Source organism: Chryseobacterium oncorhynchi (genome assembly GCF_002899895.1).
Taxonomy (GTDB): Bacteria; Bacteroidota; Bacteroidia; order Flavobacteriales; family Weeksellaceae; genus Chryseobacterium; species Chryseobacterium oncorhynchi.
Window position 1 is genome coordinate 269,668 of sequence record NZ_PPEI02000004.1, and the last position, 22,199, is coordinate 291,866.

The 22,199-nt window shown below is 36.1% G+C and carries 19 protein-coding genes; 3 read left to right on the forward strand and 16 right to left on the reverse strand.

What is annotated here, in order from left to right:
- Nucleotides 1–7 precede the first annotated feature (7 nt).
- The 3 genes from C1638_RS22385 to C1638_RS14825 form a co-directional block, all read right to left on the reverse strand.
- On the reverse strand, nucleotides 8–175 hold the full coding sequence (locus tag C1638_RS22385; protein ID WP_165826542.1) for a hypothetical protein: 168 nt from the start codon (nucleotides 173–175) through the stop codon (nucleotides 8–10).
- Nucleotides 176–323: 148 nt separating this feature from the next.
- Nucleotides 324–1,667, reverse strand: a complete 1,344-nt coding sequence (locus C1638_RS14820) for a carboxylesterase family protein (protein WP_109622220.1) — start codon at nucleotides 1,665–1,667, stop codon at nucleotides 324–326.
- 132 nt (nucleotides 1,668–1,799) lie between these two features.
- The gene (locus tag C1638_RS14825) at nucleotides 1,800–2,702 is read right to left on the reverse strand and encodes a helix-turn-helix domain-containing protein (RefSeq protein ID WP_109622222.1); all 903 of its coding nucleotides are present in this window, start codon (nucleotides 2,700–2,702) and stop codon (nucleotides 1,800–1,802) included.
- A gap of 131 nt (nucleotides 2,703–2,833) precedes the next feature.
- On the opposite strand from C1638_RS14825, the gene C1638_RS14830 reads away from it, so the two are divergent.
- Both C1638_RS14830 and C1638_RS14835 read left to right on the forward strand, forming a co-directional pair.
- Nucleotides 2,834–3,238: a (R)-mandelonitrile lyase gene (locus C1638_RS14830; protein WP_109622224.1), complete on the forward strand. Its 405-nt coding sequence runs from the start codon at nucleotides 2,834–2,836 to the stop codon at nucleotides 3,236–3,238.
- Between the two features lie 29 nt (nucleotides 3,239–3,267).
- Complete coding sequence (locus C1638_RS14835; RefSeq protein ID WP_109622226.1) at nucleotides 3,268–4,320, forward strand: NAD(P)-dependent alcohol dehydrogenase; 1,053 nt, start codon at nucleotides 3,268–3,270, stop codon at nucleotides 4,318–4,320.
- Nucleotides 4,321–4,489: 169 nt separating this feature from the next.
- On the opposite strand, the gene C1638_RS14840 is transcribed toward C1638_RS14835, so the two are convergent.
- Nucleotides 4,490–4,858, reverse strand: a complete 369-nt coding sequence (locus C1638_RS14840) for a winged helix-turn-helix transcriptional regulator (RefSeq protein WP_109622528.1) — start codon at nucleotides 4,856–4,858, stop codon at nucleotides 4,490–4,492.
- 171 nt (nucleotides 4,859–5,029) lie between these two features.
- Between C1638_RS14840 and C1638_RS14845 the strand changes: the two genes are divergently transcribed.
- Complete coding sequence (locus C1638_RS14845) at nucleotides 5,030–5,908, forward strand: NAD(P)H-binding protein (protein WP_109622228.1); 879 nt, start codon at nucleotides 5,030–5,032, stop codon at nucleotides 5,906–5,908.
- 283 nt (nucleotides 5,909–6,191) lie between these two features.
- Here C1638_RS14845 and C1638_RS14850 read toward each other — a convergent pair whose 3' ends face one another.
- From C1638_RS14850 to C1638_RS14905, 12 genes are all read right to left on the reverse strand, one after another.
- On the reverse strand, nucleotides 6,192–7,475 hold the full coding sequence (locus C1638_RS14850) for an alkaline phosphatase family protein (protein WP_109622230.1): 1,284 nt from the start codon (nucleotides 7,473–7,475) through the stop codon (nucleotides 6,192–6,194).
- 94 nt (nucleotides 7,476–7,569) lie between these two features.
- On the reverse strand, nucleotides 7,570–8,412 hold the full coding sequence (locus tag C1638_RS14855; protein ID WP_109622232.1) for a GNAT family N-acetyltransferase: 843 nt from the start codon (nucleotides 8,410–8,412) through the stop codon (nucleotides 7,570–7,572).
- A gap of 262 nt (nucleotides 8,413–8,674) precedes the next feature.
- Nucleotides 8,675–9,421, reverse strand: a complete 747-nt coding sequence (locus C1638_RS14860; RefSeq protein ID WP_109622234.1) for a T9SS type A sorting domain-containing protein — start codon at nucleotides 9,419–9,421, stop codon at nucleotides 8,675–8,677.
- Between the two features lies 1 nt (nucleotide 9,422).
- Nucleotides 9,423–9,947, reverse strand: coding sequence for an ankyrin repeat domain-containing protein (locus tag C1638_RS14865; RefSeq protein WP_109622236.1), 525 nt, complete (start codon nucleotides 9,945–9,947; stop codon nucleotides 9,423–9,425).
- Nucleotides 9,944–10,489: a YceI family protein gene (locus C1638_RS14870; RefSeq protein ID WP_109622238.1), complete on the reverse strand. Its 546-nt coding sequence runs from the start codon at nucleotides 10,487–10,489 to the stop codon at nucleotides 9,944–9,946. Before C1638_RS14870 ends, C1638_RS14865 begins: the two co-directional genes overlap by 4 nt.
- Nucleotides 10,490–10,500: 11 nt before the next feature.
- Nucleotides 10,501–10,848, reverse strand: a complete 348-nt coding sequence (locus C1638_RS14875) for a hypothetical protein (protein WP_109622239.1) — start codon at nucleotides 10,846–10,848, stop codon at nucleotides 10,501–10,503.
- 2 nt (nucleotides 10,849–10,850) lie between these two features.
- The gene (locus C1638_RS14880) at nucleotides 10,851–11,693 is read right to left on the reverse strand and encodes a DUF5777 family beta-barrel protein (protein WP_109622242.1); all 843 of its coding nucleotides are present in this window, start codon (nucleotides 11,691–11,693) and stop codon (nucleotides 10,851–10,853) included.
- 127 nt (nucleotides 11,694–11,820) lie between these two features.
- A complete protein-coding gene (locus tag C1638_RS14885; protein ID WP_109622530.1) occupies nucleotides 11,821–12,471 on the reverse strand; it encodes a Crp/Fnr family transcriptional regulator in 651 nt (216 codons plus the stop codon).
- 195 nt (nucleotides 12,472–12,666) lie between these two features.
- Nucleotides 12,667–12,972, reverse strand: coding sequence for a DUF3467 domain-containing protein (locus C1638_RS14890; protein ID WP_002976436.1), 306 nt, complete (start codon nucleotides 12,970–12,972; stop codon nucleotides 12,667–12,669).
- An 87-nt stretch (nucleotides 12,973–13,059) separates the two neighbouring features.
- Nucleotides 13,060–17,322, reverse strand: coding sequence for a DNA-directed RNA polymerase subunit beta' (gene rpoC, locus C1638_RS14895; RefSeq protein ID WP_109622244.1), 4,263 nt, complete (start codon nucleotides 17,320–17,322; stop codon nucleotides 13,060–13,062).
- A gap of 83 nt (nucleotides 17,323–17,405) precedes the next feature.
- Nucleotides 17,406–21,227: a DNA-directed RNA polymerase subunit beta gene (rpoB, locus tag C1638_RS14900; RefSeq protein WP_109622246.1), complete on the reverse strand. Its 3,822-nt coding sequence runs from the start codon at nucleotides 21,225–21,227 to the stop codon at nucleotides 17,406–17,408.
- A gap of 429 nt (nucleotides 21,228–21,656) precedes the next feature.
- On the reverse strand, nucleotides 21,657–22,190 hold the full coding sequence (locus C1638_RS14905) for a phage tail-like protein (RefSeq protein ID WP_109622532.1): 534 nt from the start codon (nucleotides 22,188–22,190) through the stop codon (nucleotides 21,657–21,659).
- Nucleotides 22,191–22,199 lie beyond the last annotated feature (9 nt).

Genomic DNA, 22,199 nt, shown 5'->3' on the forward strand with positions numbered 1-22,199 from the left:
CTGAATATTAGCATTTAATTCCACGGCAGCTCCATAGATCCTGAGCCCATTCACAACAATAATTGTCTTCGTTATAAAAACAGCATATTCTGTCTCGGATAATGATTCCGCCTTTTAAATTTTTAAGCTCTTCTCTGTTAATTTTTCTTGCGTTTTGAAGTGTTGTTGATTTCATAGTTTAATGTTTTAGAATTTGGTTTATAAATATAATAAAAAAACTAAATAAATCCATATAACAAACTACAAAACAACTAAATAGAACAACAACACTATAAAATAAAGAACAGTAAAATTAGAATTAAAAACTATTTATTATTATTTATCTAAAAATGTATTTTTTGTATTTTTAGAATTTCAGGTCGCTCCGATTGATCAGAAATCTTACCGGTTCTGGCAAATTCTGCCCAAAGCCCCCTTAACTTTTTACCGTTCTCACGAATACGTTCCCAAGGGATATTCTTTAGCATTTCAGATGATTTCCAGGCTGCTTCATTACCGAAGATCAAAGGGAGGTCAATACAATGGGGAGCACCTATAGGATTTTCCTTTAGTTGGGAATGTATTCTGAATAAATAAACATTTCCTCCTGCTTTAGCATAATCTTCTGCAAATTTTCGAGCCGGAGCTCCGTAGATAAATTCTGTAGTTTTTTCTACCGTCTTATCCATAATTTTTAGTCCTAGACCTTGTCCAAAGTATTTATTTAAAGCGTCCGAAGTTTTAAGATAAAATGCTGTTTCATCATTATTCAAACCAATCAACACATCGTATTTTTTGGCATTTGCTTGCCATTTTTCAACGGATTCTTCTTCCCTGCATAACGGTGGAAAACCATATTGAGTACCAAAGGGCATGGCGGCTTTCAAACCAAATTTCATGAAAGATGGCACAAATTTGTCGTATTCCTCCACCATTTTTAAAACATCAGCTTCATCTTTAATTTCCTCTGTTTTTTTCAGAAATTCGGCAGACATTTTCTGCCTTTTATGGCGCAGACCTAAAGGTGCACTTTGAATAATTACCCGTTTAAATAAATCATCAACTCCCTCAGATATCATTAAATGTGCTATAGCATCTCCTCCTGAGGATTGCCCGAGCAATGTGATATTTTCAGCATCTCCACCAAAATCTGCAATATTGGCCTTTATACATTTCAAAGCCTCAATCATATCAAATAATCCCAGATTTGCAGGTCTTTTTTCATCACCACCTAAAAACCCAAAGAGTCCTAAACGATATGAAACGGCAACTACAATAATATGCTGTTCTTTCACCCATACTGTAGGATCTGAAGTGGCCAGATCGCCACAGCCAATTTCATGGGAACCCCCATGAATCCAAACCAAAACGGGAAGGTTTTCGTTTTCAGTAATATTTTCAGGACGGGTTATCGAAAGATATTGGGTAGCTTCTTCAGCTTCAAATTCTTCAACAGGAGTTCTCCCAATCATTTTTTCTACAAGAGGGCTGAGTTTCTGTGGGCAAACCGGAGTTTTATCAGGATAAAGAATATCTGAAGTTGAGCGTTCTATTGGAACAGGTTTTTGAAATCTTTCGGAGCGGGCATAGCGAATGCTTTTAGCCTTGATAACTCCGTCTTTCTTTAATGCTGCAATTTTTCCAAAACGGGCATCAAAAATATGTATCCCTTTCTGTTGTGATTTCATTTTAAAAAAAATTATGAAAACTTCTATCCTTAAAATTAATTCAGTTTTTTGAGAAGAAAAAATTTAATTGATTCTTTTAAACACAAATACTTATTGATAGATTCCATAAATAAAAACGATATAGCTTGTTCTTTAATTGAGGACTTTGTATTCGCTTGGAGAAATACCCACTTTTGTTTTGAATAGCCTTGTAAAGTGTTGTGGATACTTGAAACCTAGATCATAGGAAATTTCACTGATGGATTTTCCCTGATCCAGAATTTGTTCTTTGGCTACATCTATTAATTTATTGTGGATAAATTCTTGTGGGGAAATTCCCAATTCCTTTTTAATTAAGTCTCCAAAATAATTGGCCGATAAATTGAGCTTTTCTGCAAAGTAATTCACCATTGGAAAGCCTATATTTTTAGGATTGTCAGATTTTAAATAATCATCAACAAGATTTTCAAATTTACCGATTACTCCCTGATTGATGTGGTCTCTTGTGATGAACTGACGGTCATAAAATCGCATACAGTAATTTAAAAACAATTCAATATTATTTACCACTAAAGACTTACTGTGTTTATCAATGTTTTGTTCAAGCTCCAATCTGATATTTTTAAAGCATTCCAATACAATTTCTCGTTCTTTTTCAGAAAGGTGTAACGCTTCATGTACATCGTAGGAAAAGAAGTTATAATCTTTGATATGCTTTCCTAAGTTTGTTCCTTTTATTAAATCAGGATGGAAAATTAATGCAGAACCTACAGGTTGAACATATTTATCTTTGTTATAAATTCCATAGGTCTGTCCAGGAGCGATAAAAACCAGCGTTCCTTCCTGATAATCGTAGCTATGTTTCCCATACAACATGTCTCCACACATCACATCTTTCAGAAAAACGGTATAAAACCCAAATTTTCTTTTGTGCTGACAGATAGGATCGGATTTGGAAAAATCTATGACACTTACCAACGGATGCAGGGTTTCCTGATTGGCCATTTTATTGTATTCTGAAACACTATTATAGATTTCAACCTCCTGATTTTCCATGAAATATATTTTTATTACTATTCAAAATTACCACTTTCCTTTGTAACTGAAATGATGCCTGTAAAATTGGTAAGTAATTCGGTAATCTGTATAAGTTCGGTTTACTAAAAAGTTTCGATTTTTGTATCGTTATGGAAACTTTTAATAAAAATATTTTTCCAAAGGGAGAAAAAGCTTCATCCGAATATTTTTCGGGAGGAACAGCTTGGGTTCAGATTATAAAACCCAATGAAGATCAACTGAACTGCCAGATCGGAAATGTAGTTTTTGAACCCGGGTGCAGAAATAACTGGCATACTCATGGAGGCGGACAGATTTTAATCGTAACTTCAGGAACAGGTTTTTATCAGGAGAAAGGCAAACCGGTACAGGTTTTACATCCGGGAGATGTGGTTACTATTCTTCCAAATGTGATCCATTGGCATGGTGCAGCTCCTGACAGTGAGTTTACACACATCGCCATCAACCCCAATACCCAAAACGGAATTGTGGAATGGCTGGAACATGTAACGGATGAAGAATACAACAATTTATAACTTAAACTTAATTAAAAATAAATAATCAAATGAGCACATTTACAGTAAAAGCCTATGGAGCAGAATCCACCACGGCAGATCTGAAAGAAATGAATATTGAAAGAAGAGAGGTTACCCCAAAGGATGTAGAAATTGAAATTCTATACTGCGGAGTATGCCACTCTGATCTTCATACCGCAAGAAACGACTGGGGCGGAACAATCTACCCTGCTGTTCCAGGACATGAAATTGTAGGAAGAATTACAAAAATCGGAAGTGATGTAACAAAGTTTAAAGTAGGTGATCTTGCAGGTGTAGGATGTATCGTAGATTCTTGCGGTCATTGCGGAAGCTGCCAACACGATTTGGAACAATATTGTGAGAATGGATTCACCGGAACTTATAACGGACAGGACAAACACTTGGGGGGACATACTTTTGGGGGATATTCTCAAAAAGTAGTAGTAGATTCTCAACACGTACTGAAAGTTCCTGAAAACCTTGATCCGGCTGCGGTAGCACCTCTTCTTTGTGCAGGTATCACTACATGGTCACCTTTGAGACACTGGAATGTGGGACCGGATTCTAAAGTTGCTGTAGTTGGATTGGGAGGTCTTGGCCACATGGCTATTAAATTAGCAAAAGGGCTGGGCGCTGAAGTTACTTTATTCTCCAGAACTCCGGGAAAAACTGAGGATGCTAAACAGTTGGGAGCAGATCATGTTATTATTTCTACAGATGAAGCACAAATGAAGTCTGTAAAAGGGAAATTTGATCTGATTATTGATACGGTTCCTTATGTACATGATGTAAACCCTTATGTTACCACTCTAAATATCGACGGAACACATGTTCTTGTGGGTTACTTAGGCGGTCTGGAACCTATGCTGAATACTGTTCCTATGATTTTGGGAAGAAAATCTGTAGCCGGATCTGTGATTGGTGGTATTGCAGAAACTCAGGAATTATTGGATTTCTGCGGAGAGCATAATATTGTTTCAGAAATTGAGATGATTAAGATGCAGGAAATTAACGAAGCCTATGAGAGAATGCTGAAAAGTGACGTGAGATATCGTTTCGTTATTGATATGCAATCTTTATAAACTGCTGTTACTTATTAAAAATAAAAGGCTCTCCGGATTGGAGAGTCTTTTTCGTTTATATTTTTTAGGTTTTGGCTAAAGCCAATGGAATTATTTTAATTTATTTAAAACGGACTAAAGCCTCTTTCTATTGAATATATTCAGCTCTCTATCTTTTTATCAATACATTCTACTTTTCACATTGTACATTCCTTTCCATATCCTGAAATGCCCACGCTGCCATGGCATCAATAACGGGAGCCAGCTCATTTCCGGCTTCACTCAATTTATAGGAAACATGTGGTGGAACTACAGGTTTTGCTGTTCTGATCACCAGTCCGTCTGTTTCCAATTGCTTAAGATGTTGAATTAACATTTTTTCCGTTACTGCAGGAATTGCTCTTTTCAGTTCACTATATCTTTTTTCTCCTGAATAAAGGTTAAACAGAATAATGGGTTTCCAAAAACCACCGATTCTCTCCATTACATACATTACAGGGCAATCCTGTACTATTTTTCTGTTTTCCTGAATGGTTGAATTTTCTTTAATGGCTGTCATAGGATACATACTTTAGGGTAAGTACTTGTATAAAAGTAAGTACAAATATAACTTTGTCTTAGGAAATAAAAAAATATTTATTATAAAATCATTGTTGTTTGATGAATCGATAAATACTCATCAATATGCAGTGATTACATATGATCATTAAAAACAATAAAAAATTTACATATGAAAATTATAATCACAGGATCACTAGGAAATGTAGCCAAGCCTTTAGCCCAACAACTTGTAGAACAAGGGCATGACATCACCGTAATCAGCAGTAATGAAGCAAGAAAGCACGATATTGAATCATTGGGAGCAACGCCTGCTATCGGATCAATTACAGATATTGATTTCTTAACCCAAACTTTTGACGGAGCAGATGCTGTCTTTGTGATGACCCCTCCTGCTATAAACCCTGATAACATTGTTCAAAATACAATAGCCGTAGGAAAAAACTATGCAGAAGCATTACAAAAAGCTCATGTAAAAAAAGCAGTAATGCTAAGCAGTGTAGGTGCTGAATCTCCTGTAGAAAATGGTCCTATTAAAGGGCTTTATCATATCGAAAAAATTTATAATGAGTTAGAAAACATCTCATTTACATTTTTAAGAGCCGGATATTTTTATACAAATTTCTTCAATGATATTCCATTAGTTAAAAATGCAGGAATCATTGGTGGGAATTATTCGGAAAACATAGAAGTTCCTGTGGTTCATCCTATTGACATTGCCAAGGCTGCAGCTGAGGAGCTGGTGAAAAATGAACAAGGAAAAAACATTCGATATATTGTAAGTGACTCCCGAAAAGCGTCTGATTTTGCAAAGGTCTTGGGAAGTTCTGTAAAAAAGCCTGAATTGCCTTGGGTGGAATTCTCTGATGAAGATGCACTAAACGGAATGATACAGGCAGGTCTTCCAAAAGATATGGCAGAGTTATATGTTGAAATGGGATTAGGAATGAGAACCGGAGTGGTACAAAAGGGCTTTATTGAACATGGTTCTCCTGTTACGGGAAGTATTAAGTTAGAAGATTTTGCAAAGGAGTTTTCTTCTAAGTTTTAATTTCTTTTGTCTTGAAACAAAAGAAACAAAAGTTCAAGACTGGAATCAAAATGCTAAAAATAATTTTTGTTCTCTAAAAATTCTAAACTCGCGCGGATTCACTATTAATTTATTATCAAATTTGAGCCCCACGCTTCAAACAGTAGAATTTTCTTAACGTTCACAAAACTTATTTTTTAAACGCTTTTAATTCCTAAGTCAGTTATAAAACAGTTTCGGCGCACCTCTGGTGTGCCGAAGCTTTTTCACAAATAATATTATTGTTTTTACCTCAACTTTATAATTATTTTTCCTCTTTTAAAGTTTCTTTCAATACTTTTATTTTTCCATCAATAGGCTGGTCAATTTTTAATCCTAAAATTTCAGCAACCAATGGATAAACATTAATATTGGCAAATTCATCAATAACCAGATTATTTTTAAATTCTGGACCCCATGCATAGAATGTCGCCTTCATTTCTGGAACCAATCTAGGGTTGTATCCATGCTTTCCTACTGATGTTTTCTTACCTTTTTCAAGGAAAATCTTCGGAGCTTTTGGAATTAAAAGAATCTGTCCTATTCTGTTGTATTGATCATCTCTTGTTGCAAAATGCAGATATTTTGGAAGCTTTTTATCTAAATAAACTTCGTAGTCATCTGTTTTGTTCTTCTTTAATTCTTTATAAACAGATTTTACCTCATCCTGATTTTTAACATATACTCTTAAAAGGGTTTGGGAATTGTAAAAATCAAATCTGTTTTTATCAAAAAGGATAGCCGGAATTTCTAATGGAGTTCCACCATCAACCTTAATCATTCCGTGGTCGGAAACAAAAACAAAGTTGACATTTTTTAATCCTAAATCATTCACTTTCTGAACTAGATTACCTATTGCCTCATCAATAAGGTGAACAGCAGTTTCTGTTTCCTTCGCATCAGGGCCATAATGATGTCCGCTTCCGTCTACTTCAGGGAAATATAGGGAGATAAAGTGTGGTCTTTTGTCTTCAGGCAGCTTAAGCCAGTTTACCACTTTTTCTACTTTTTCGGATGGGGTAAACTTTTCGTGGTATGGATAATAATATGTTGGTCTCATTCCACCAGCATCACTGGCAGAGCCTACCCACATTAATGAAGCAGAAACCATTCCCTGTTTTTCAGCCAATCCCCAAAGCGGAGTTCCGCCATACCAGCTTCCGTCTTCTGCGTTCTTTTTATTACTCATAGCATAAGCTTCTTTTCTCTTATAATCGTAAAAGAAGTTATCAATTAAACCATGATGAGATGGGTAAAGTCCGGTGATCAGACTCCAGTGATTGGGAAAGGTAATACTGGGATAGCTCGGAATCATTGCTTCTGCTCTTACTCCGCTATTGGAAAGTTTCAACAGGTTTTCCGCATTGTATTTTTTAGCATAATCATATCGGAAACCATCTGTAGAAATCATAATCACATAGGGTTTTGATTGGGTTTCCGGACTGTTTTGTCTCTCAGGAATGACTACCTGAGCCGTATCAATATTTACTTGCTGAGCAAAAGCCGTTAAGGAAATAAACAGCAGTAAAAAATGTATTCCTCGCTTCATTATTAAAATTTTTGACAAAGTTACATTCTCTACTGCTCCCTGAAAAGTTTAGAAGATTAAAAGTATATTAAAACCTGTTATTTTTGAATTCTTATCAGATCTCTCGTTTCATTTCAAATTGCGACACCTTATTTTCAAGCCCCATTTTGTTTAAAAAACTACTGGTATCCACAGAAATTTCATCTACGTTATTTAGCGAAACTGTCTGCCCGTTGATGTTATTCTTAATAGCATCAAAAAGCATAGCGGCGATCCCTTGCTTTCTATGGTTTTTATCAACTGCAACTTGATATATTTTTCTTACGATGGAATTATAAATAGTATATCCTACGAGTTTTTCTCCCTTAAATGCACCCAGAATTGTACAATCTTTTTTCATGTCTTTAAGTACAAAATCAGATCCCTGCCATGATGGTTCAATATCCTGGAATGAACGGAATTTTTCCCATTGAAAATCCGTCAATTCTTTAATAATAATTTCTGAATTATTCTCTATTGAACTAATATTTCCATTAAAACAAAGTAATTTTCTGACAATGGTAAACCCAAGATTTTCATATGCCCTGATTGCCTTTTGGTTTTCATCAATCACTTCCAAAACTAAAGTATTACTATTTCTTTCCTTTAGAACCGGTATTATAAAGTCATACATTTTTCTCACCAATCCCTTTCCTCTTGCCTCAGGAACAACTCCCGTTCCGGCATTGTAAACCATTCCCTCTCCATTTTCCATTTTTTCTGCCTGAAGAATAAATCCCACCAGTTTGTCATCTTCAAATGCTCCCACAGATAAGCTCAGGTCTATTTTTTCAGTGGCTATTTTAAAGTTTAGCAATTCCCTCGTCAGATGAAAGGGAACAACATAATCTGAAAAGGAAAGATTGAATACTGATAACAGTTCCTCTACATCAAAATTCTTTAAGGTTTTAAATTCCATTGATCTTTATTTAAAAAATTATTCATTTACAAATCACCATTCCCTATCAAAATATTTTTCAACGTTAAACGTCTATTATTGAATGCAGATTGTAGTTTTCAAAGGCAATTTTCAGGGATATCTGGTTAATAAACAAATATATGAAAATTCAAGAAATCCCCTAGGACTAAGCATTTTCATCATTTCACAAGAATATAAAAATGATAATACCTCTGAAAAAGCAGAGGTATTATTCTAAATATTTCGATTGTGTTCTTTTTAATTATTCTTTGATCAGTTTTTCGTAGGACAGGCTTCCGTCTTTCAATCTGATTTCAAAATAATAGATTCCTGATTTCAGGTCTTCAACATTAATATTTTGCTGATCAGGTTCTATTGATCTTACTTTTCTACCAGTAGCTTCATAAATATCAATGGATTTTATCTTATCAAAATTTTTAAGGCTTACGGTTGTCTTCGCCGGATTAGGATAAAAATTCACTTTCTTGCCAGCAGCAGCAATTTCGTTTGTTGATAAAGTGGTTGCCGCCATTGTTAAAGTTGCATACCCTCTTCCTGCATCATGGTATCCTATGCCGGTACCTGTTTTCCTTGCATAAAAGATATTAATAGCTCCTGCTGCATTGGAGATAGCAAAGTCTCCTGCACTTCCGGATAGAGATCTTGTAGCCACTACGGTTCTTATACTTCCTGATACTGTATTGGAGGTTTCCGTCCAATCCTGTGATGGGTCAATAGTAGGAGGCATCATAGGACCGGGAAATGTATAGTCTCTGTTGGAAGAGGAATTATATATAAATCCATCGGAACCTGTAGCCATCCCTACACTTCCAAAACCAATTCCCAGCATTGAATTGCTGTCTCCTGTCACTGTAATCGTTGCTCCTGTAGGGTTAGTGTCTAATTTCACCGTCATTGCAGTAGCCGAAAGAGATACTGTTCCTGATGAAAACTGGGCCCAGGCAAAGTTCGCAAGGACCATACTGAATGTTAGTAAAAGTTTTTTCATATCAATTTTTTAAAAGGCTAATGATTTCTTTGTTGTCTGTTTTTAAGGCATATTCAAAAGGGGTCACCCCCATTGAGTCTTTGATTGTTTTATCTGCTTTGTATTTAAGCAGTAATTCAACCAATTCTTTGTTACCCAGCTTTACCGCCCAAAAAAGAGGGGTAGAACCCGTATCATCGGCAATATTGGGATTGGCATTTTTCTTCAATAAGCCCTCTACCAATTTCTTGTTATACTTTACTGAGAGACCAGCCAAGGCTGTTCCCTCTTTACTTTTATAGTTTACATCCTTTACATGGTCTATCAGAAATTCGCCAACTTCTACATTCCCTCTATAACAAGCCAAAATAAGGGGTGAGAATCCTCCCTCATTGGTTTGGTTGATAATATCCGGGTTTTGTTTCATCAAATCTTTTACTTCTGATACTGTTCCGCTTCTGGCAATATCGAATATTGATTTTACTTTCTCCTGAGCAAACAACAGAGAACTCAGAAATAGACTTACCACTAAAATCAAGTTTTTCATGATTTTATCAATGTATAGTTATATTCAACATTTACATTTTCAGCGATTTTTTTAGTAACCATCTTAGGAATCGTTACTTTATAATCTACAGGTTTTGCCACAAAATTGCCTTGCATATAGATCTTTCCGTCTTTGGTATAAATGGCTGCTGTGGATATAACTGCTTTATCCACTCCATGAAAATTCAATGTTCCCTGAACGGTATATTTCTGAGGACTGGCTGTAATCTTCGCTTTATCAAAACCTGTAATTTTTCCTTTAAAAGTAGCTTTCGGATATTTTGAAGTTTCTGCATAGCTTTCATTGAAGTGCTCTTCCATTAATTTGGTTTTAAACCGAAAATTTTTAACTGCGGAAACGGAAGCCATTTCTCCATTATCGGTATTGAGGATCACAAGGTTATTATCATCCTGCGCAAAAATATCTTCAAACAGAGGTACTGAGGCCTCAAAAATTATTTTACCTGTTTTGGAACTGTATTTCTGTGCTGAAGCGTAACCGGCAAAAAGTAAGGAAACGCTAAGTAGTGCTATTTTTTTCATATCAAATTTTTTTAATTTTCAGTTAATCCGTCAGCTTTCCATTTAATGAAAATATTGATCTGGGTTGCAGAGAATGAGCCTCCTTTAGGCATTTTTAGAGGATCACCATTTGGCCTCTGAATCCTATCCAGAATTCCTTCAATATTATTTTTCACCTGATCATAAGTAACGAGTGGTTTAAAGCTTCCTGCAGAATGACAGCCATTACAACTGTTATCCATTATTGGTTTTATGTCTGATGTATATTTTACCGGCAATATGATAGGAGTATTCTCTGATATTTCTTCGTAAGTTCTGCTCTCACAAGCAATGATTATCAATCCAGAAGATATTGTAAGTAGGTATATTAACTTTTTCATATTTAAAAAACTCTATAAAGATTAAACCCAAAGAAAATATGTCCTTTCCCCCAGTTTCCTGATGCATTTGTAAGATACCCTATATCTGAATTGATCTGGGAGTTCGTAAATAAAAGCTGGAAAACATGTCCCCCTGTTTCTACATCCACCCCTAATGATAATGGGTTTTTATAGAAACTGTGATTATCGAAATTCACAAAATATTCTGCATTTACAGAAACTCTTTTTGAAATTTTATAGCGTCCTCCTACGCCTGCCAAAAACTGGTTCTTATCTTCAATAGTTGGCTCGTAAAGGTTTTTATGAACATATGATGGGGTAAGCTGCAATGAAAATTTATCATTAAATCTTCTGGAAATTAAAGCCTGCGTAAGATAAGAAAGCCTATCGCTGAACCTAAGATGTGGATAAGTATCTTTATCTATTTCAGTATTCACCCCCATTACATTGTACCCTACAATATCAACTGGAAAATTTTCATCTTGCCTGATTAATCTGTACTTTGCAGCGCCCTCAAAGGTTTTCATATTTGTTTCTCTGGACAGGCTTACCGATAGACCGTCTGAAATACCATAAATGACCCCCAATTTGGTAGAGGCATTATCAAGTCCGAAAAAGTCTTTAAATCCTGCACTTACATCACCAAATCGATGCGCAACAATCATATACCATTCTTTCTTTGCTGCAAGTTTAGTAGATTGCCCGGTAACAATCTGCAATGCCTTAAAGGCTGGTTGTGAGGTATCCGTATTGGTTGTAATGGTATCAATATCTTTCAGCAGATCTTCCTGTGCAAAGGCAAGACCTGATGAAAATATTGACAAAAATAAGAGAGCTTTTGTCATAAACAATTTTGAATTAAATTATATTATGACAAACTTATAGAGTTATTAATTCAAAAGTATGTGATAAAAGTCACCAATGGAATTGTTTTTATCAATCATAAAACAAAAACTTTTAAAACAATTCAAATTAGATTAATCTAACTTTTTCATTTACAATGACTTTTATTCCTTCTTTTGTTTGTGAAATGTCACCATCACTTTCTATTTTTTTTAATACTCTGCTTACTACTTCTCTGGAAGTCCCAAGATTATTGGCTATTTCGCGATGTGTAATTTTTATAGGATTGTTTCCGGTAAGGGAGATTTGTTGCTTGATATAATTTAACACCCTTTTATCCAATCTGTGGAAAACGGCATCATTTACCATACTCATGACTTCGGAGAAACGTCTGTCATATTCGCGATAGAATAATTTATTGATCTCTGGAAATCTGATCAACCAATCATTCATTATAGAAATGGGGATTAACAGGGCTTCAGAGTCTTCTTCAGCAATGGCATATACTCGGCTTATATAATCCGTAAAAATAGATGAAAAGGTCATAAGGCAGCTATCATTTTCTTTGATGTAGTAGTAAATTAGCTCTCTTCCATCGTTGAGGGTAAAAACTTTTATGGATCCTTTAACTAAAAAGGGAACGTATTTATTTTTCTGACCTTCTCTTATTATTTCAGTCTTGGCTTTTATATCTGTAATAATAGCATGCTGCTGAAGTGCGTTTAAGAAATCATTTCCTAAAAAACCAAATTTACTTAAGATAAATGAACTATTAACCATATCAATATTTTCTACTTTTTCTGAAAACAAATATATAAAAATGAAATATCGATAAGGTATATTTTTATTTTATTAAATATTATTAACAATTCAATAAAACAATTTTAACATTTAAAAGAATTACTATTTTTTCAGGTAAGGCAAAAAAAATACCCCGGTAAAACCGAGGTATTCTATTTTATTGTAAGAGAAATCTTAAGCTTGTACGTTGTTTCCTCCTAATACGAAAGGCTCAACTTCTTTAATTTCTCCGAACTGTTGCTCGTAGTTAGCGATGTTCTGTTGAAGAGCGTTTAATACTCTTTTAGCATGAAGTGGAGCAAGAATTACTCTTGATCTTACTTTAGCTTGCTGAACACCTGGCATCAACTGAATAAAGTCTACTACAAATTCAGATGGAGAGTGGTTTACTAAAGCTAGGTTAGCATAGATACCAGCAGCTACCATTTCGTTTAATTCGATGTTGATGTTTCCGTCTTGTGGATTTTGATTGTTGTCCATTGTTATAAATTATGTTTTTAAAATTCGAAATTTGAGATTGTGAAAATATAAAAATAAATTCAAATCCCAAATTTCAAATCATTAATTTTAGTTAAGGTCTTCGAATTCTTTCTTAGAACCTACGATAACATTCTGATACTCTTTAAGACCTGTACCTGCAGGAATTCTGTGACCTACAATTACATTTTCTTTAAGACCACCAAGCGCGTCTACTTTACCAGCAACAGCTGCTTCATTAAGCACCTTAGTTGTTTCCTGGAATGATGCTGCAGACATGAACGACTTAGTTTGAAGAGCGGCTCTTGTAATACCTTGTAATACAGGAGTTGCAGTAGCAGGAAGTGCTTCTCTTACTTCTACCAAGTTTTGATCTTCACGTCTCAGTTTAGAGTTCTCATCTCTTAGTTCTCTTGCAGTAATCATCTGACCTGGGCTGAATTCTTTAGAATCACCAGCTTCTACAACTACCTTAAGACCGAATACTCTGTTGTTTTCTTCCAAGAAATCAAACTTATGTTCAAGAGCTCCCTCAAGGAATTGAGTATCACCTCCATCTACGATAGATACTTTTGTCATCATCTGTCTTACGATGATTTCGAAGTGCTTGTCGTCGATTTTTACCCCTTGTAGACGGTAAACTTCCTGAATCTCATTTACTAAGTATTCCTGAACCGCAGTTGGGCCTTTAATTCTTAGGATATCGTCCGGTGTAATAGAACCGTCAGAAAGTGGAGAACCAGCTCTTACGAAGTCATTCTCCTGAACCAAGATCTGGTTAGAAAGTTTTACTAAGTAAATTTTTCTTTCTCCAGTTTTAGCTTCAACAATAAGTTCACGGTTACCTCTCTTGATTTTTCCGTAAGAAACTACCCCGTCGATTTCAGTAACAACCGCTGGGTTTGATGGGTTTCTTGCTTCGAATAATTCGGTAACTCTCGGAAGACCTCCGGTGATATCCCCTGCTTTTGCAGATTTTCTTGGGATTTTGATTAAGACTTTACCAGCCTTAATTTTTTCACCATCGTTTACCATTAAGTGGGCTCCTACCGGTAAGTTGTATGCTTTCTGCTCAACACCTTTAGAATCTACCACCTTCAATGTAGGTACGGCTTTCTTATTTCTAGATTCAGAGATTACTTTCTCTTCGAATCCTGTTTGTTCGTCAATTTCAAGTTGGAATGAAATACCCTGAATAATATCTTCGTATTCTACCTTACCTGAAGTTTCAGCAATGATAACCGCGTTATACGGATCCCATCTACAGATAACATCTCCTTTCTTCACTTTATCACCTGGTTTTACAGCTAATATAGATCCGTAAGGTACGTTAGCTACCATTAATGGAGTCTTAGACTCAGCAGCAACTAATCTAAATTCTGTTGAACGAGAAACAACAACCTCAGCTGTATTACCGTTTTCATCTTCAGAAGTAATTGTTCTTACTTCATCCATTTCAACGATACCATCTCTTCTAGCTACGATAGATGGGTTTTCAGAAACGTTACCTGCAGTACCCCCTTGGTGGAAAGTTCTCAACGTAAGCTGAGTACCTGGTTCCCCAATTGATTGTGCTGCAATTACACCTACTGCTTCACCCATGTGGATTACTTTACCTGTTGCTAAGTTTCTACCGTAACATTTCGCACAGATACCTTTCTTAGCTTCACAAGTTAATGGTGAACGAACCTCCACAGCTTCTAATCCTGCTTCTTCGATTCTTTTCGCCAATGCTTCGATAATCACCTGATCTGCACTAGCAATTAGCTCGTCAGTTTCAGGATCGTAAATATTATGAAGAGATACTCTACCTAAGATTCTTTCAGAGATTCTTTCAACAATCTCATCATTTTTCTTAAGTGCAGTAACTTCTGTACCTCTTAGAGTTCCACAGTCATCTTCTGTAACGATAACATCCTGTGCAACGTCTACCAATCTTCTCGTTAAGTAACCAGCATCGGCTGTCTTAAGAGCGGTATCCGCAAGACCCTTACGAGCACCGTGGGTAGAGATAAAGTACTCTAGAATCGAAAGACCTTCCTTAAAGTTTGCAAGGATCGGGTTTTCGATGATTTCCGCTCCGGTAGAACCAGCTTTTTGCGGTTTTGCCATCAAACCTCTCATCCCTGATAACTGACGGATCTGTTCTTTAGAACCCCTCGCTCCAGAGTCAAGCATCATATATACAGAGTTGAAACCACCTTGGTCAGTTTTCATTCTGCTCATGATCATTTCAGTTAATCCTGCGTTGGTGTTTGTCCAAACGTCGATTACCTGGTTATAACGTTCTGTATCGGTAATTAGACCCATGTTATAGTTGGCTCTAATTTCGTCTACAGTTTCAATTGAAGTAGCAATCATCTGCTTCTTCTCAACAGGAACTACAATATCCCCAAGTGAGAATGAAAGACCTCCTTTGAATGCGTTAGAATACCCTAAGTCTTTCATTGCATCAAGGAACTTCACAGTTGTAGGGAAATCCGTATCAGCAAGGATCTTACCGATAACATTTCTCAATGACTTTTTAGTCAAAAGCTCATTGATATATCCTGATTGTTTAGGTACAATCTGGTTGAATAAGATTCTACCTACAGAAGTTTCGATCAATCTTGTTACTATTACTCCATCTTCTTTAATAGGTAATCTACATCTTACCTTAGCATTTAAAGAAACTCTACCTTCAGCATAAGCGATTTCCGCTTCCTCAGGAGAATAGAATGCAAGCCCTTCACCTTTTACTTTCATATCTTCTGTAGAGCTTAATTCTTTAGTCATGAAATAAAGACCAAGAACCATGTCCTGAGAAGGTACTGTAATTGGAGAACCGTTTGCAGGGTTCAAGATGTTTTGAGAACCTAACATCAATAACTGAGCTTCAAGGATTGCTTCTGGTCCTAACGGTAAGTGTACCGCCATCTGGTCACCATCGAAATCGGCGTTGAATGCTGTTGTTACTAACGGGTGTAGTTGGATTGCTTTACCCTCGATCATCTTAGGTTGGAAAGCCTGAATACCCAATCTGTGAAGCGTAGGTGCTCTGTTCAGTAGAACAGGGTGACCTTTCATCACGTTTTCTAGGATATCATAAACTACTGGTTCTTTTCTATCAATAATTCTCTTTGCAGATTTTACTGTTTTTACAATCCCTCTTTCAATTAGTTTTCTAATGATAAACGGTTTGTAAAGCTCAGCTGCCATATCTTTAGGAATACCACATTCGTGAAGCTGCAAGTTTGGACCTACAACAATTACGGAACGCGCAGAGTAATCTACCCTTTTTCCTAGTAAGTTCTGACGGAAACGACCTTGCTTACCTTTCAATGAATCAGAAAGTGATTTCAATGGTCTGTTTGATTCAGATTTTACTGCAGAAGATTTTCTTGTATTATCAAATAATGAATCTACTGATTCCTGAAGCATACGCTTCTCGTTTCTTAAGATTACTTCAGGAGCTTTGATCTCCAATAATCTCTTCAAACGGTTATTTCTGATGATAACTCTTCTATAAAGGTCATTTAAGTCAGAAGTTGCAAAACGTCCTCCATCCAATGGAACTAATGGTCTTAATTCTGGTGGGATAACAGGAAGTACACGCATGATCATCCACTCTGGTCTGTTGATCATTCTTGTATTAGCACCTCTTAATGCTTCTACAACGTTCAATCTTTTTAGAGCTTCAGTTCTTCTTTGTTTAGAACCTTCATTGTGAGCTTTGTGTCTTAAGTCGAAAGACAATGAATCAAGATCAATTCTTTTTAATAGATCTTCTACAGCTTCAGCACCCATTCTGGCGATGAATTTGTTTGGATCAGAATCATCAAGATACTGGTTTTCTACAGGAAGAGTCTCCATGATGTCAAGGTACTCTTCTTCTGTAAGGAATTCCATATTTTCAAAATCAGAACCGTCTAATTTCTTAGCAATACCTTGTTGAATCACTACATATCTTTCGTAGTAGATGATCATATCTAATTTCTTAGAAGGAATTCCTAAAAGGTAACCGATTTTGTTTGGTAAAGAACGGAAATACCAGATGTGAGCGATAGGAACTACCAAATTGATATGTCCAATTCTCTCTCTTCTTACTTTTTTCTCCGTAACCTCTACACCACAACGGTCACAAACGATCCCTTTGTAACGAATTCTCTTGTACTTACCACAAGCACATTCGTAATCCTTTACCGGACCGAAGATTTTTTCACAGAACAACCCGTCTCTCTCAGGTTTGTGCGTTCTGTAGTTAATAGTTTCCGGCTTTAAAACCTCCCCTCTTGAGTCTTGTAAAATAGACTCCGGTGAAGCTAAACCGATGGTTATTTTATTAAATCTACTTGATTTATTTTTATTTGACATTTTTTAGATTTTAGATTTTGGATTATAAATTTTGGATTATAAAATTCTGAACTGATTCAGAACTCGACATTCAAAATTTAAAATTATTCCTCAAGTCTTACGTCAAGTCCAAGTCCTTGTAACTCGTGAAGTAATACGTTGAATGATTCTGGAATACCTGGTTCAGGCATAGATTCACCCTTAGCAATTGCTTCATAAGTTTTCGCTCTACCAATCACGTCATCTGACTTCACAGTCAAGATTTCTCTCAAGATGTTTGATGCACCGAATGCTTCAAGTGCCCAAACCTCCATCTCTCCGAATCTCTGACCACCGAACTGAGCTTTACCTCCTAACGGCTGCTGAGTAATCAATGAGTAAGGTCCAATAGAACGTGCGTGCATTTTGTCATCAACCATGTGTCCTAGTTTCAACATGTAAATGATACCTACAGTTGCAGCCTGAGTAAATCTTTCTCCGGTACCACCATCATAAAGGTGAGTGTGACCGAATTTAGGAAGACCCGCTTTCTCTGTATATTCAGTAATCTGATCAAGAGTTGCCCCGTCAAAGATTGGCGTAGCGAACTTCATACCCAGCTTCTGACCAGCCCATCCAAGAACTGTTTCATAGATCTGACCGATGTTCATACGAGAAGGTACCCCTAGTGGATTCAATACGATATCTACTGGTGTTCCATCTTCTAGGAACGGCATATCTTCTTCACGAACGATTCTTGAAACGATACCTTTGTTACCGTGACGTCCTGCCATTTTATCTCCTACATTCAGTTTACGTTTCTTAGCGATGTAAACTTTAGCCAACTTCATGATACCTGCTGGAAGCTCGTCTCCGATTGAAATTGCAAATTTCTCACGGTTTTTAACTCCCTGGATGTCATTATATTTGATTTTGTAATTGTGAATCAATTGTTTGATCAATTCATTCTTATCAGCGTCTACTGTCCAGTCTGCACCACTAACGTTTACATAATCTTCAACTGAAGTCAATAATTTGTGAGTGAATTTTACCCCTTTACCGATAATTTCCTCATCAAGGTCATTTTGTACCCCTTGAGAAGTTTTACCGCTTACCAGTGTATTTAATTTTTCAATTAAAGTATTTCTTAACTCATCAAATTTAGCCTTGTAAGTGTTTTCAATTTCTTCAAGTCTAAGTTTTTCTTCAGTTCTTTTCTTTTTGTCTTTGATGTTTCTAGAGAACAATTTCTTGTTGATAACAACTCCTCTTAATGAAGAATCTGCTTTTAATGATGCATCTTTTACATCACCAGCTTTATCACCGAAGATTGCTCTAAGAAGTTTTTCTTCAGGAGTTGGGTCAGATTCACCTTTTGGAGTAATTTTACCAATCATGATATCTCCAGGCTTCACTTCAGCACCAATTCTGATCATACCGTTCTCGTCAAGATCTTTAGTAGCTTCTTCAGAAACGTTTGGAATATCTGCTGTCAATTCTTCCATACCTAATTTGGTATCACGAACTTCAAGAGAATACTCATCCACGTGGATTGAAGTAAACCAGTCTTCACGTACAACTTTTTCGTTGATTACGATTGCATCCTCGAAGTTGTATCCTTTCCAAGGCATGAACGCTACCACTAAGTTTCTACCAAGAGCCAATTCTCCTTTTTCAGTAGCATAACCGTCACAAAGTACTTGTCCTTTCTCCACTACATCACCTACTCTTACGTTTGGTCTTAGTGTGATTGTTGTACTCTGGTTAGTTTTTCTAAACTTAGTAAGTTTATATGTTTTAGTAGCAGACTCGAATTGTACTAAATCTTCGTCATCGCTTCTTTCATATTTAATAGTGATCTTGTCAGCATCTACGTACTCTACAGTACCTGTACCTTCAGCATTGATCAAAATTCTTGAATCTCTTGCAACTTGTTGCTCAAGCCCAGTACCAACAATTGGAGCTTGTGGCTTCAATAGAGGAACGGCCTGACGCATCATGTTAGATCCCATCAATGCACGGTTCGCATCATCATGCTCTAGGAACGGAATTAATGAAGCAGAAATACCAGAAATCTGGTTTGGTGCAACATCAATAAGGTTAACCTGAGATGGCTCAACTACAGGGTAGTCACCATCCAATCTAGCAATAATTCTGTCTGTTAAGAAATCACCATTATCACTCAATTCAACGTTTGCCTGAGCAATTACTTTGTCTTCTTCGTCTTCTGCATTAAGATAAATAGGGTCAGCATTAAGATTAATCTTACTGTCTTCTACTTTTCTATATGGAGTTTCGATGAAACCTAGTCTGTTGATTTTAGCATAAATACCTAAAGATGAAATCAAACCGATGTTTGGTCCTTCCGGAGTTTCAATCGGACAAATTCTTCCGTAGTGAGTATGGTGAACGTCACGAACCTCGAAACCTGCTCTTTCTCTTGATAAACCACCAGGCCCTAGTGCAGAAAGTCTACGCTTGTGCGTGATTTCTGATAATGGGTTGGTTTGGTCCATGAACTGAGAAAGCTGGTTGGTACCAAAGAACGAGTTAATTACAGATGTTAAAGTCTTTGCATTTACAAGGTCAAGTGGAGTAAAGATTTCGTTATCTCTAACGTTCATTCTTTCCTTGATTGTTCTTGCAATTCTTGAAAGACCTACACCGAATTGTCCTGCTAATTGCTCACCAACAGTTTTAATTCTTCTGTTTGATAAGTGGTCAATATCATCTACATCAGTTTTTGAGTTTACTAACTCAATTAAGTGTCTTACAATTGCAATGATATCTTCTTTTGTAAGAACTTCAGTTGTAGTTGGGATGTTTAGACTTAACTTCTTGTTCAATCTGTAACGTCCTACTTCACCTAAAGAGTATCTCTGCTCAGAGAAGAATAATTTTTCAATGATTCCTCTTGCTGTTTCCTCATCTGGTGGATCTGCATTTCTTAACTGACGATAAATATACTCTACTGCTTCTTTTTCAGAGTTAGTAGGGTCTTTTTGTAATGTATTCTGAATGATAGAGAATTCATTGCTGTTTTCTTTGTGAATCAAGATAGACTTCACACCAGCATCCAAGATAAGATCTAAGTGTTCTTTTTCAAGAATAGTTTCTCTATCTAAGATGATTTCGTTTCTTTCAATAGAAACTACTTCACCTGTATCTTCGTCTACGAAATCTTCGAACCAAGTGTTCAATACTCTCGCAGCCAATGTTCTCCCTTCTACTTTTTTAAGGGCAGCTTTAGAAACTTTCACTTCTTCAGCAAGGTCGAAGATCTGAAGGATATCCTTGTCAGATTCGTAACCGATAGCTCTTAATAAAGTTGTTAATGGTAATTTTTTCTTACGGTCGATATACGCGTACATTACGCTGTTGATATCCGTTGTAAATTCCATCCAAGATCCTTTGAAAGGGATAATTCTTGAATAGTAAAGTTTGGTTCCGTTAGCGTGGTAAGTTTGTCCGAAGAATACACCAGGTGAACGGTGAAGCTGCGTAACGATAACTCTTTCTGCACCATTGATGATGAAAGATCCACTTGGCGTCATATAAGGAACCGGACCTAAATATACATCCTGAACCACAGTTTGGAAATCTTCGTGTTCCGGGTCAGTACAATATAATTTAAGTCTTGCTTTTAGAGGAACTGAATAAGTAAGTCCTCTTTCCACACATTCATCGATTGAATAACGTGGAGAATCTACCAGATAGTCTAAGAATTCTAATACGAATTGGTTTCTTGAATCCGTAATTGGGAAATTCTCTTGGAAAGTCTTGTAAAGAGCTTCTGTCTTTCTGGCTTCAGGAAGTGTATCAAGCTGGAAAAATTCTCTGAAAGACTCGATTTGGATATCCAAGAAGTCTGGAGTGATGATTTTTCCTTTCGCTGATGAGAAATTAATTCTCGGATTTCCTTGAGTTGTTGATTTTGTTTTACTCATAAAACTTTTAAGAAAGGGTTAAAAAATATTTTGATTCATTAAAAAATATCAGGAGAGAAAAAGGGAAAAAAGAGTAATAAAAAAAGAAAAAGGGAAGAAAATTTTGGCGCAATTATCGGTCTTTGTTCTTTATTTTATGTTCTTTAAGTCTTTTAACTGATTCCTAACTGCAACACTGGTATATCTTTTCACAGTGTAATGCAAAATACTTTTATTTACTTTTGAGGCTATATTACCTGCAATATCTATAAACACGAAACCCCTTCCATGTTTTTACACAATGAAAGAGTTGATTTTCAATATTTTATAAATTTATATACAAATTTTCGCGCCAAAAGAGGTGCAAAGATACATAAAATTATCTATAATAACAAATGAAAACCACTTCAAAATGAAGTGGTTAAATATTATTTTTTGTTTAAATAAACATTATGGTTTCCAGAAAGTCCAATTACTTCCATTGAAAACAGCCAAAAGCTTTGTTGCTGTATCATAAACTACCATTCCTGGTGAAGGATTGATAATAGTAGTCTGAGGATTAGCAACTTTAGGAAGAACCATCGCTTTATTAGTATCTTCCAATACCAGAACTCCCGGGGTTGACGTTAATGTTCCTATGCCCACTTTTGCTGTAGAACTTTCAGTTGCCGAATTTTGAATGGTCACACCATCTACGCTTGTGACAGGATCAACCGTTGTTCCGGATGTATTTACAGTAAGATCTTTCCAGCCTGAAGCATATTTTACCTTTACTTTTTTATCAGCAAGATCATAAGCCATCGTTCCATTAACTACTCCTGTAACAGAAGCTACATTGGTCACCCATGGTAAAATCAAGCCTCTGTTACCTGTTCCAAAATCAAGAGATACTGATGGAGAAGCAACTGCGGTTTTCCCAATAGCAACCTGTGCATTGATAAAGAAAGAAAATAAAACAAAACTGATTACTATACTATTTTTCATAATTTTCAA